Annotated in this window: 10 protein-coding genes and 1 pseudogene; 4 read left to right on the forward strand and 7 right to left on the reverse strand. The window is 66.3% G+C overall.

Annotation, left to right across the window (positions count from 1 at the left end):
• The 3 genes from G4D87_RS24255 to G4D87_RS24265 form a co-directional block, all read right to left on the reverse strand.
• A partial coding sequence (locus G4D87_RS24255) for an HsdM family class I SAM-dependent methyltransferase (protein WP_163784586.1) occupies positions 1 to 723 on the reverse strand: 723 nt, incomplete at its 3' end.
• Positions 724 to 1,015: 292 nt separating this feature from the next.
• Positions 1,016 to 1,843: an ion transporter gene (locus G4D87_RS24260; RefSeq protein ID WP_163784587.1), complete on the reverse strand. Its 828-nt coding sequence runs from the start codon at positions 1,841 to 1,843 to the stop codon at positions 1,016 to 1,018.
• Between the two features lie 43 nt (positions 1,844 to 1,886).
• Complete coding sequence (locus tag G4D87_RS24265) at positions 1,887 to 2,714, reverse strand: hypothetical protein (RefSeq protein ID WP_163784588.1); 828 nt, start codon at positions 2,712 to 2,714, stop codon at positions 1,887 to 1,889.
• Between the two features lie 239 nt (positions 2,715 to 2,953).
• On the opposite strand from G4D87_RS24265, the gene G4D87_RS24270 reads away from it, so the two are divergent.
• A complete protein-coding gene (locus G4D87_RS24270; RefSeq protein WP_163784589.1) occupies positions 2,954 to 4,141 on the forward strand; it encodes a GNAT family N-acetyltransferase in 1,188 nt (395 codons plus the stop codon).
• 126 nt (positions 4,142 to 4,267) lie between these two features.
• On the opposite strand, the gene G4D87_RS24275 is transcribed toward G4D87_RS24270, so the two are convergent.
• Genes G4D87_RS24275 through G4D87_RS24285 form a run of 3 tightly spaced genes read right to left on the reverse strand, consistent with a single transcriptional unit; the run spans position 4,268 to position 7,640 of the window.
• On the reverse strand, positions 4,268 to 6,124 hold the full coding sequence (locus tag G4D87_RS24275) for a coiled-coil domain-containing protein (RefSeq protein WP_163784590.1): 1,857 nt from the start codon (positions 6,122 to 6,124) through the stop codon (positions 4,268 to 4,270).
• A gap of 11 nt (positions 6,125 to 6,135) precedes the next feature.
• Positions 6,136 to 6,648, reverse strand: coding sequence for an ABC-three component system middle component 2 (locus G4D87_RS24280; protein ID WP_338044998.1), 513 nt, complete (start codon positions 6,646 to 6,648; stop codon positions 6,136 to 6,138).
• A complete protein-coding gene (locus tag G4D87_RS24285; protein ID WP_163784591.1) occupies positions 6,636 to 7,640 on the reverse strand; it encodes an ABC-three component system protein in 1,005 nt (334 codons plus the stop codon). The genes G4D87_RS24280 and G4D87_RS24285 overlap by 13 nt, the downstream gene beginning before the upstream one ends.
• A 357-nt stretch (positions 7,641 to 7,997) precedes the next feature.
• On the opposite strand from G4D87_RS24285, the pseudogene tnpC reads away from it, so the two are divergent.
• A pseudogene (tnpC, locus tag G4D87_RS24290) lies at positions 7,998 to 9,403 on the forward strand (IS66 family transposase).
• 3 nt (positions 9,404 to 9,406) lie between these two features.
• On the opposite strand, the gene G4D87_RS40290 reads toward tnpC, so the two are convergent.
• Positions 9,407 to 9,754 carry a winged helix-turn-helix domain-containing protein gene (locus G4D87_RS40290; protein WP_371928589.1) on the reverse strand — a complete coding sequence of 116 codons (348 nt, stop codon included), beginning with the start codon at positions 9,752 to 9,754 and terminating at the stop codon, positions 9,407 to 9,409.
• Positions 9,755 to 10,037: 283 nt separating this feature from the next.
• On the opposite strand from G4D87_RS40290, the gene G4D87_RS24295 reads away from it, so the two are divergent.
• Positions 10,038 to 11,033, forward strand: a complete 996-nt coding sequence (locus tag G4D87_RS24295) for an NAD-dependent epimerase/dehydratase family protein (RefSeq protein WP_163784592.1) — start codon at positions 10,038 to 10,040, stop codon at positions 11,031 to 11,033.
• 3 nt (positions 11,034 to 11,036) lie between these two features.
• Positions 11,037 to 11,256, forward strand: a 220-nt coding sequence (locus tag G4D87_RS24300) for a WGR domain-containing protein (protein ID WP_163784593.1), incomplete at its 3' end; no start/stop codon positions are given.

Here is an 11,256-nt window from a genome sequence, read left to right on the forward strand (position 1 = left end):
GTGGGGGCCCGGGAGGGAGCTCCACACGGTGATGCAGGTGCGCACCTGCGTGCCCGCGAAGGCGCCGGGGCCCAGGTCCACCACCTCGCGCAGGGAGAGCGTCTCCAGCAGCGACTGGCGCAGCGGCGCGTACATGAAGGCGTCCAGGAAGCTCGCCGGGGTGATGAAGGCGAGCGCCCCCGGGCGGGTGGCCAGCCGGTGCGCGGCGACGAGGAGGAAGAAGGCGAAGTCGTCGCGCAGGCTGGTGCCGGGCATCAGCGCCAGGGGGAGCAGGGCGCGCAGCCGGGCATAGGTGCCCGGGTCCTTCAGCACGGAGGAGGTGCCGTTGTAGGGCGGGTTGCCCACCCACAGCTCCTGGTGCTCCGGCGGCGTGGTGTCGAGCAGCGGCGCCAGGCCATCGCGCAGCGCGTCTCCGGAGCGCACGGTGGCCTCGGGCACGCGGGCCTGGCAGAGGCGGGCGACCTCGGGGTCCAGCTCCAGGCCGCAGAGCCGGACGCCAGGCCGCAGCCGCGAGGCCGCGGTGAGGAAGGCACCCGCGCCGCATGAGGGGTCCACGACGGTGAGGGGTCCTCCGCCCACGTGCTGGAGCGCGAGCGCGAGGGTGCGTTCCGCCAGCGGTGCTGGCGTGAAGAAAGCACCCACGGCCTTGCGGTCCAGGCTGGGGAATTGAAGAACGAGCTTCTCCTCATCCACTTCCAGCGGCCTATGCGCGGTGCGAGGCATGAAACCGCATCCTACCCAGCGTGGTGCGGAGTGAACGTCCGGGGCCCGCATTTTGGCGTGATGTTTCAGCGAGTTGTGCGCTTGGCACCAACGTACCTGCCCTGGAGTCGCAGGTGCATGTGATGTCTGCGTGGGGCTCGCTGCCTTGTTGTTTCAGGTCGGCCCATGAACGAACGTGGCGGGAGCCGCCACGTCGATGAGCCTGGGCTTCGGCAGGCCCAGGTTGTTCATGAGCTGGATGAAGCCCTCGCGGCTCCGGCCAGCCCCGCGGAGCCATGCCTGCGCCCGAGACTTAGAGCCCGTGTCCGCAGTGCTTGCAGAAATGGGCATCCAGGTCATGCCCCTGCTGGCCACAAGCGGGGCAGGCCCGGTGGTCCACCGCGTTCCGCGTGGCGGCGGCCAGCTCCACGGAGACGATGCCCGTGGGCACCGCGATGATGCCGTAGCCCATCACCATCAGGATGGACGCGATGAACTGTCCGGGCACCGTCTTCGGCGTGATGTCGCCAAAGCCCACCGTCGTCACGGTGACGATGGCCCAGTACATGGCGCGGGGGATGCTGTCGAAGCCGTTCTCCCGGCCCTCCACCACGTACATCAGCGTGCCCATGATGACGACGATGGTCAGCACCGTGCCCAGGAAGACGGTGATTTTCGGCCGGCTGGCGCGCAGCGCGGTGAGCAGCACCTCCGCCTGCCCCAGCAGGTGCGTCAGCTTGAGCACGCGGAAGACGCGCAGCAGCCGCAGCACCCGAATCACCAACAGGGATTGCGCCCCGGGAATCAGGACGCTCAGGAAGGTGGGCAGGAGCGCCAGCAGGTCCACCAGCCCGAAGAAGCTGCGGGCGTAGCGCAGCGGCTTGCTGACGGAGAAGAGCCGGAGCAGGTACTCCAGGGTGAACAGGCCCGTGAAGAACCACTCGACGCCGAGCAGCACGCTCCCGTACTGGGCCCGCACCGAGGCGACGCTCTCCAGCATCACCGCGATGATGCTGAAGAGGATGGCCCACAGGAGGCCGACGTCAAACGCCCTGCCCGCGGGCGTCTCCGCTTCGAAGATGATTTCATGCAACCGACCGCGGAGGCCCTCGGAGGGGCCCTGCTCTGAGGCGCTGGACACGGGCCCAGTGTAGGCGACCTGTGTCCCAGGGGAACGCCCGTCGTCAGGTCTGCTTGGAGTTCGAGTGGTCGCCTGTTTTTCCCAGCAGGTATCCACCGTGGCTGATGGCCAGGAGGGCGAGCATGCCTTGCGACAGGGCAGGCATCGCGCTGGTCGTCCCGCGCGCCACCGACATGGCTACGTCCATGAAGTAGCCCACCGCGGCGATGATCGTGAAGTAGAACATCTGCACCTTGGCCAGGTCGATGTGCGCGGTGTTGCCCACCTCATCTCCCTGGAACATGTCCGCCATGCGCGCGTCCGTCATGTTCGCGTTGGCATAGAGCACGCCCTGGCGGTGCGCATCAATGTCAGCGGTCGTCTCCGCGAGCTGGACGGAGGTGCTCCGCACCAGCTTCTCGTCCGGGCTGCGCGCACGTTTGCCCCCCAGCACCAGCGGGGTGCCCAGCAGGGACGTGGTGGAGATGCCCATGGCAATCCAGAGCTCCTGGGGGATGTCGACCCCCACGGCGTTGGACGCGCCCGACTTCACGCGGGAGAGCGTCATCGTCAGGTAGCCCGCCATCACCACCACGGTCCACACGAGCGCCTGGAAGCGGGAGAGACTCATCAGGTTGCGCTCACTGATGAGCAGGGCAAGCGGCACGCCCACGATGGCCTTGCCCAACACCAGCAGGAAGCCGGTGAGCATGGCGGCCGTTCCGAGCAGGTTCCACCCCGGCGGCAGGAACCACGTCGTGGTGAGGACGGCCATGGGCATGACCGTGGTGAGCACCACCATCCGCCCGTACTCGGCGCGAGGAATGACACCAACGATTTCCCCCGCGCGATTGTCAGCCCCACTGCCAATCACAGGCACGCTGTCTGCCATGAGCTTCCCCCCTGCGGTGTGTTGGCGGGAATCCTAGCGATGGGGCGCGGCGGGCGTTCCGCCGTGCGGGGACGGCGCCCATGGCGAACGGGCTCCCAGCCCTGGAGGGCAGTAGACAGGCGCACCTGCTGCGCGGGCGCACGGGCCTGGCCGTGGCTTGTCGCTCGACAGGCGGGCCGGGCCGTCGTGAGAATGCGGGTCGGCCGAGGTGCCCGCGCGGGCGCCATCGGGAAACGGAGATGCGCGTGGAGACGCAGCTTGGCGACTTCGGACCGCCGCGAGACGAACGTGAGCTGGCCGCCGTCGCGGACATCATGATGCAGTCGTATGCCATGTCCCCCGCCGACAGCGCCGCCTGGGTGCAGCGGACGTCGCGGCCGGACCTCCGGTTGCTGCGCGAGGGCGGCGAGGTGGCGGCCACCCTCGTGCTCATCCGCATGGGGCAGTGGTACGGCGGACGCAGCGTGCCCGTCATCGGCGTGGGCGGCGTGGGCGTGTCTCCCGTCCACCGGGGGCGCGGCGCCGCCACGCGGCTGATGCGGCACCTGCTGCGCGAGGCGCGCGCGACGGGCGCCCCGCTGTCGGTGCTCTATCCCGCGACGCAGCCGCTCTACCGGCGCGTGGGCTACGAGCACGCGGGCACGCGGCAGGAGATTCGCGTCCAAATCCCATCGCTGGACTTCAGTGAGCGGACGTTGTCGCTCCGGCCCATCGAGGAGAAGGACACGCAGGCCATCGTCCTGAGCTACCAGCGCCACGCGCGTCACCGGCCGGGCTGGCTGGACCGTGGGGACTTCTCATGGGGCCGCGTGCGCAACCTGCGCGGCGAGGTGGCACATGGCTACCTGGTGGAGGGCAGCGCCGGTGTGGAGGGCTACCTCTACGTCATCCGCCGGCCGCTCAAGGACTTCAAGCAGGAGCTGTTCCTCTCCGACATCGTGGCCCACACGCCCGCGGCGGCGCGGCGGATTTTGAGCTTCCTGGGGGACCACCGCTCCCTGGCCACGGACGTCTCCTGGCACGGCGGCGTGGACGACCCGCTGCTCCTGCTGCTTCGCGAGCAGACGTACTCGGTGAAGCTGTACATGCACTGGATGGTGCGGGTGCTGGACGTGGCCTCCGCGCTGGAGGCGCGCGGCTGGCCGGAGGGACTCTCCGGCACCCTCCAACTGGACCTCGAGGACGACCTCTTCCCGGAGAACCAGGGCCGCTTCGTGTTGGAGGTCGCTGACGGTCAGGCGCGCGTCCGCCGTGGCGGCGACGGCGGCTTGCGGCTGCACGTGCGGGAGCTGGCGCCGCTGTACACCGGCCACCTGTCCGCGGAGTCGCTGCGGGCCATGGGCGCGCTGCAAGGGGATGATGCCTCGGTGCGCGCGGCGGGCAGTCTCTTCGCCGGGGCGCCGCCCTCCCTTCGCGACATGTTCTGAGCCGACTTTCGCGATCTTGAGGGCGACTGTGAGCTTGCCCCGATTCCGTGGGCTCCCTTCCCACCACATCTCGGGTGTCCACGGAATCGGGGCCGGCTCACCTCCGCCGCTCCGGCGCATAGGAGCTCAGGGAAGCGGGAACAGCCCAGCTCGACCGACCGTGGCGCTTCCCGTGAACTCCTGAACTTGCAGCGCCTGTCTGGCGGTCCCGAGCGGTAGTTCGATGTTCTCGACGATGAGGAACTGACCCATCTCGCTTAGGCTAGAAAGGTGCTGTAGGAAGTGCTCCTTCAGGGGGCTCTGAGCCAAGGCGGCCTCATCCGGTGCCAGCGCTCCGCCCCGTGTGCCCTGGGGGTCGCGATAGGTTAGGAGTGGCGTGTCGAAGACGAGGAAGCCCGGGTGGGGCAGGCCTCGCTCCCTACAGTAGATGAGTAGTGCCACCTTGAAGGCCGCATGCGTAATTGCCCGCACGCCCTTTCCGTTGTCGCCTCGCCGCTTCCCATTCAGGCGAATATCGTAGTCCTGCTCGTCAAAAGAGACCTGGGGTTGACCGGGAAACCTCCAGGCATGCAAGACCCTTCCAACCACTTGAGCGAAGCTGTGAGTCGCCGTCCCATCGGCACCAACGTCTAGTCTCTCTGCCCTGGGTGCCGGCTTCTCACTCGCGGCTTCCTCTCTCTTCCGTACGAGCATGCGCCGCTGCTCAAGCAGTGCCAAGCCCCACTTCAACCGCTCACGCGCTTTGAGAAGGTCCGTAAAGCGATTCTGCGTCGCCGAGACTTGAGGCGTGAGCCGCGACAACTCTTGCTCCAACTGCGCGAGTCGATCTCTTGCGGCGGGGAAGGGGCCGGAGGCGACCGCATCGCGCTCCTCCTGCAGCGCTACTACGGTCTTCCCGAGGTCAACCTGCTGCCTTCTAACCTTTTCTGCCTCTGCCAGGGCTGCTGCGCGGACGTCCTCGATTTCCCTCAGCGGGTGCCCATGGCGCTGCGCAGGAGACGGTGCGCCGCACAGCGGGCAGTCCTTCTCTCCGTCGAGTGCAAGGACGAACCCTGCTTCCTCCAGTGACTCCAAGCGCTGGACGTCCGACACGTAGATGGCATCGAGTTGCTGAAAGCGCGCCAAGCTCGTCTGGATGTCTGCGAGTCGCTGCTCGTGGGATGAGAGTTCCTGCATCAGGTTACGCTTTTGGGCCATGAGTGCCCGAACCGAGTCCTGGGCTACTTGCAACTCTGCTTTCAGTGTCTCGAAGGGCGCAGTTAATTTCTCGCCCTGCGCCGCCAGTTCCTCTGCGTCGGGAAAGTGCGAGGCGAGCTCTGCATCCAGTGCCGCGACCATCTCGTCGAAGACCTCAACCTTGGCGGCCGTGGAGGCTGCCCTCAGCTTGGGGGCCGGAACCTGCGTGACGGCGCTGTCGTCGGCACCGGTGAGGAGAAGCCTGAAGGTGCTGCGCTCCACTGTCTTCTTGATGTGTTGCCCGCTGTGGATGGGCGACACATCGTTCCACATCGAGGCTTCGTCGACGATGCAGTAGCGCGCTAGGTCGCGGAAGCTCAGCGGCCTCTTCGCACCATTGGCGTCCGTGACGACCAGCTTGTGCTGGAGCCCGATGAGCTCGAGCAGGAACTGGGAGACATTGTCCGATCTCTCGGCGTTGTTTATGGTGGCGAGGCGTCGCGCCCCCTTAGGCACATCTCCACCTTCGGAAAGGCCGCTGCTGACTTGGAGGGCTCCTCCCTTCAATCCCCGGTCAAGCGTCAGGTCACCCGAACCCTGCGTGGAGAGACCCAACCAGGCTCGGTCATACGCCCTGCGTTCCTCGATATCGGGCAGGCGTCCACCTGCGCCCAACATGAAGTCGATGGTCTTCACAGCAAACGACTTGCCGGTGTTGGACGCGCCCAGCAGCAGGTTGAGCCCAGGACCGAATCGGAGCGTGGCGGCGGACACTCCTGTGCCGGTGTAGACGAGATGACGAAGCATTAGTGACGCTGTCATAGGCCTGCCTCGTCGGAATCCGACTCGCCTTGGAATTCAACGGCCCAACGGCCAATCTTCTCGGAGATATACTGTTCCATCGCGCTGTCATCTTTCACTGCGAAATGGTCCATGAGCCACTTTGCGCGCGTCTTCAGATTTTGGGAGTAGGGAGCGCGCATCAGTTCGATAAAGGCGGAGGCTGCATCACTGGCGCAATAGCGAATGCCGCTGGGGTCGAAGATGGCGTCCACGAGATGCAGCCGCTGCACGAGGTTCAGTCCGTCCTGAACGAGGTGCCTTCTCACCAGCAGTTCCCCCATTCGTGCCGGGACATCGGGGTGCAGGCTGGGCGGCCCGCCAATGTCCCTGGTATGCACCACGAGGTAGTCGAGCCAAGTCAGTTGGAGGAGGTCCAGGGGCCGAGGATGCGAGGCATCTAGGACGAATACGGTGCGGACCCCTGTCTCCAGGGCGCTGTTGAAGAGTCGTGGTCCCCTCGGACGAGGCCCGTCCTTTACTTGCCCCACTTGAGTCGCTCCGCATTGGCAAAGTGGTGGCAGATGCCCTGTTTGACGGGAATGCGCGCATGCGGTGCAAGCAGCCCTGAGGGCTTCACGTTTGCCGCTTGAGTCATCACCGCGCTGACTTGCGCGAGCGTGTTCGAATGAGGGCCCGCATGCACCTCAACGACCCCATGGAAGATGTCCTCTTCCAACTGCTCTAAGCTTTCGGGCGTCGAGTTGTCCCGGTAGAAGCGTTGGAATGCATCGGCGTCAAAGAAGCGCTCCCGCTGCCGCTTCAGATGCACGCCATGCTTCGGGTGGTTGCTCACCGCTTCATGCCCAGGATAGGCGCACCCGTCGCATTCGCCATACGCGTCGACGAGTTGTCGGATGTAGAGAGCTTCCGCGGCTAGCACTTCCGTTGGTGCGGTCCCCTTGGGAGCGGGTCCAGGGTCTGCGCCAAAGTGTTTCACCAGAACTGGCTTGATGCACGCGTCTGCGAGCATCTTTTCAACGGAGACGCTGCTCACGTTGCTGAAGTCGTACGCTTCGATGAACGCCTTCAGGGCAGTGTTGAGGGGAATGTCTACATCTTCTGCAATGCTAGTCCTGCAGTGTATGTCCCACCGGTTCAGCAGAGTCTTTTGAAGTTCGCTGGGCTTGTTGATGAGAAGCTGGAGCGGCCGGGTGACACCCCTCGGTGCAACGAACATGTACCGACGCGGCGGGGTAAACTCGCCCAGGTAGGCGTAATAGAGCAGCTTGCTGAGCTCTAGCAGCCCCTTGCCTAGGTCGACCGGCCCTGCATACTGCTTGCACTGGTAGTTGTCCCAAAGACCTTCATGACGATTGGGCGCATAAAAGCCTACGACATCTCGGCCGCGGTCTCCCGGTCCTGAGAATCGCTCGACCTCGTGATAGCCACCCAGCTTGGCTTTTGCGTCCACCCAGTCGTAGACGAAGAGTTCAAGCTCATCGGAGCCCAGCTTCAGAATCTCGCGATCGTACCGAATCATTCGAACATCGGACGATAGCTAAACTCGGAGATTCAGGGATAGTTCCTCGCTGTCACCTAATGGGAGCGTGGTGAGGGTCGGCGCGTACCCATGCGGACGCTTCTCGTTATCGTCGCGCCGACACGCCTCGGTGATGGAGCGCAAGATGTAGTGCTCCCCTAGCACTCTACGTAGGGCGAGAAGGCTGCACGCGTCCGTGCTGGCGTCTGACTCTCCTGCTGCTCTGCCGGGAGGGACACGGGGAGAGCTACCCCTTAGATTGCTCGGAGAACTGCCCGAAAGCGTTCAGGTGGGATGGGCGGTTGAAGAAGGAGTAGGCCAGCAGCCGACGGTAGGCTCGTCGCTCGCTGATGCGGCGTGGGGCATGGGGCACGGCGTGTCGTGGCCGAGGTTGACCCCAAGGATGCGCGCATCGCGGAGCTCGAGCGTCAAGTCGAGGAGCTGACTCGACTGGTGCAGTAACTGCGGGAGTAGTTGCAGCGGAACTCGGGCAACTCGAACCGGCCACCATCGAGCGATACGCCGGGGCAGAAGGCGGAGCGGCGCAAGCAGAGCGGGAGTGGGAAGACGCGCGGTGGTCAGCCGGGACACAAAGGCCTGACACGCGCGCTGGTTGCCGAGGAGAAGGTGAGCGAGTTCAAGCACCTCTTCCCGTCCGAGTGTGAGAATTGCTGGACTCCCCTCTCACCCGCAGGCGGCACGCGGGTGCGGCGCTACCAGTCCGTGGAATTGCCGCCGCTCAAGGCCCACGTCACGCAGTGGATGCGCCATGGCGTGGAGTGCCCCAGGTGCCAGCATGAGAAGTGGGCAAGCACCGCGCCGATTCCGACGCCGCCCTTCGGCCCGCGGCTATCCGCCGTCGTTGGCCTTTTGACGGGCGTCTACCACCTGAGTCGGCGCTCGGCGGTGAGGCTTCTGGGAGATGTGCTGGGCATCGACATTTCTCTGGGGGCGGTGAGCGCCGTCGAGGCGCGCGTCAGCGAGGCCGTGAAGCGCGCGGTGGACGAGGCCTGGGCCCAGGTGTTGTCGGCGCCGGTGAAGCACACGGACGGTACCCAGTGGCTTGAGGGTGGCCAGGCCCGCGCGCTGTGGACCATCGCCTCGTCAATGGCCACCGTCTTCAGAATTCTGACGGACGGCAAGTCGCGGACGCTCGCATCGCTCTTCGGCCTGAAGCTCGGTGTCCTCGTGAGCGACCGCGCCACTGCGCTGAATTTCTGGGCCATGGACGCGCGGCAGGTGTGCTGGGCTCACCTCTTGAGGAAGGCCATTTCCTTCTCGGAGCGCGACGGGCCAGCCGGAGCGATTGGGCGCGAGTTCCTCGACTACATCGGCATCCCCTTCGACTACTGGGGACGACTCCGGAGCGGCGAATTGCAGCGGGACACGCTGCGCGAGCGCATGGCCCCGGTACGCGCCCAGGTGGAAGCCCTGCTTGAGCGCGCGGTGGCCGCGAGGCTGCCGCACGTCTCCGGCTCCTGTGAGGACATCCTCAAGCACCGGGCGGCGCTGTGGACTTTCGTCGACAGGGACGGAGTCGAGCCCACCAGTAACCACGCTGAGCGCGAGCTGCGGACCTTCATCCTGTGGCGCAAGCGAAGCTTCGGCACGCAGAGCACCCGGGGGAACCTCTTCGCCGAGAGGGTATTGACGGTGGCGCACACCGACCGCAAGCAGGAAAAGAATGTGCTCGAATTCCTGACGGCCTGCTGCACCACCGCCCGGACGGGGCGCCCCCGCCCTCGCTCTTCGCCGCGCCCTGAACGCTACGTGGCATTCCCTCCCATGGGGAAGTAGCGCGTCGCGTTCCACTCTCCTGCGCTGCGCACGCGGCCCTCGTGCTTCAAACGCATCATCGGCCGATGATGCGCCCGTGGCTTTTCTCCGACGCGTGCGGCGATGACCGTCATTGTCTCGCCCGGACATGCTTGTACCGCATCGAGCAGTCGCTCCGCGAGGCCGGCGGCGGCACCTGAAGAGCGTCGGACTCTCGTCCCTCGTCGCTGAGTCGCAACGGAGGGCACGGGAGCCACCGCCGAGAACGCGCGCTCCACCGCTGCCTTCCCCAAGAGTTGCTGCGCCACCAACTGTTCGCGAACCAGCTTTTCAATCATCGCTTCCAGCGTCGCAGGGGTTTTCGTGTGCATTGGCCGCGGGTGGCACACCGCGACGTGGGCCTCAACACCGGCCCTGAACGGTTACCATGGGCGTAGGCGGCGGAGTCTTAGTCGACCTTCCGAAGCAGCCTTGATGCCTGCCACTTCTACTTCCCCACTTGCTCGCTCCCTCGTCCGCTCAAAATGGCGAAAGTCGAGTCTGAGCCGGGCCGGGCGCTCTATCGGGCCCGGCGTGGGAGTGCTAGGAGCGCAAGCAGTCCTTCACAGGAGCGTGCAATCAATGCGGGCATTCGTCACCGGTGGTTCAGGCTTCGTGGGCAGGCACCTCCTCGCCGCGCTGAAGGTGCGCGGGACGCCCGCCCGGGCCCTGGCGCGCTCCGCCGCGGCGCTGGCCTCGGTGACGGAGTCCGGCGCGGAGCCCTTCGAGGGCGACCTGTCGGACGTGGACAGGCTGAAGGCGGGCATGGAGGGCTGCGACACCGTCTTCCATTGCGCCGCGGTGGTGAAGGGCTGGGGCGCGCGCAGCGAGTTCTACGAGACGAACGTGCGCGGCACGGAGCGGGTGCTGGAGGCGGCGCGCGCCGCGGGCGTCAAGCGGCTGGTCCACGTCAGCACGGAGGCGGTGCTGGTGGATGGCTCGCCCCTGGAGCGGGTGGATGAGACGATGCCCCTGCCCGAGCGCCCCATTGGCGACTATCCCTCCACCAAGGGCGAGGCGGAGCGCCGGGTGCTCAGCGTGAATGCGCCGGACTTCGTCACCGTGGTGGTGCGTCCCCGCTTCATCTGGGGCGCCGGTGACACGTCGCTGCTGCCGCAGTTCCAGGAGGCGGTGCGTGCCGGGCGCTTCCGGTGGTTCGGCGGTGGCCGTTACCTGACGTCCACCTGCCACGTGGCCAACTGCGTGGAGGGCATGCTGCTGGCGGCGGAGAAGGGCCGCGGCGGCGAGGCCTATTTCCTCACTGATGGGGAGCCCGTGGAGTTCCGGGGCTTCATCACCGCCATGCTCGCGACGCAGGGCGTGGACGCGGGCGAGCGCACCCTGCCATACGGTGTGGCCGCGACGGTGGCCACGGTGGGCGACTTGCTGTGGGGCACCTTGGGCCTGGGCGGCAGGCCTCCGCTCACCCGCACCGAGGTGCTGCTCATGGGGCGCGAGGTGACGGTGCGGGACGACAAGGCCCGCCGGGAGCTGGGCTATGTGGGCCGCCGCTCCCGTGAAGAAGGGCTCCGGGAGATGAAGGCGGAGCATCGGAGCACGGCGTCGCGTATGCTTTGAGGCATGCGAAGGTTCGAGTTCGTGGAAGGCTCCAGCTCCAAGTTCTGGGAGCCGGAGCTCAAGGGCAACACCTTCATCGTCACCTACGGACGCATCGGCACCGCCGGTCAGCGGCGGGAGAAGGCCTTCGCGGACGAAGCCGGCGCCCGGAAGGAGTACGAGAAGAAGGTCGCTGAGAAGCTGCGCGAGGGGTACCGCGAGGTGACGGAGGGCGGCGCCGCCG

Origin of the sequence: Myxococcus vastator (assembly GCF_010894475.1) — a bacterium.
GTDB classification, from domain to species: Bacteria; Myxococcota; Myxococcia; order Myxococcales; family Myxococcaceae; genus Myxococcus; species Myxococcus vastator.

Bases quoted from the DNA above. Each gene is read 5' to 3' on its own strand.
- G4D87_RS24265 (WP_163784588.1), bottom strand. From the start codon at position 2,714: ATGGCAGACAGCGTGCCTGTGATTGGCAGTGGGGCTGACAATCGCGCG.
- G4D87_RS24270 (WP_163784589.1), top strand. From the start codon at position 2,954: ATGCGCGTGGAGACGCAGCTTGGCGACTTCGGACCGCCGCGAGACGAA.
- G4D87_RS24275 (WP_163784590.1), bottom strand. From the start codon at position 6,124: ATGCTTCGTCATCTCGTCTACACCGGCACAGGAGTGTCCGCCGCCACG.
- G4D87_RS24285 (WP_163784591.1), bottom strand. From the start codon at position 7,640: ATGATTCGGTACGATCGCGAGATTCTGAAGCTGGGCTCCGATGAGCTT.
- G4D87_RS40290 (WP_371928589.1), bottom strand. From the start codon at position 9,754: ATGATTGAAAAGCTGGTTCGCGAACAGTTGGTGGCGCAGCAACTCTTG.
- G4D87_RS24295 (WP_163784592.1), top strand. From the start codon at position 10,038: ATGCGGGCATTCGTCACCGGTGGTTCAGGCTTCGTGGGCAGGCACCTC.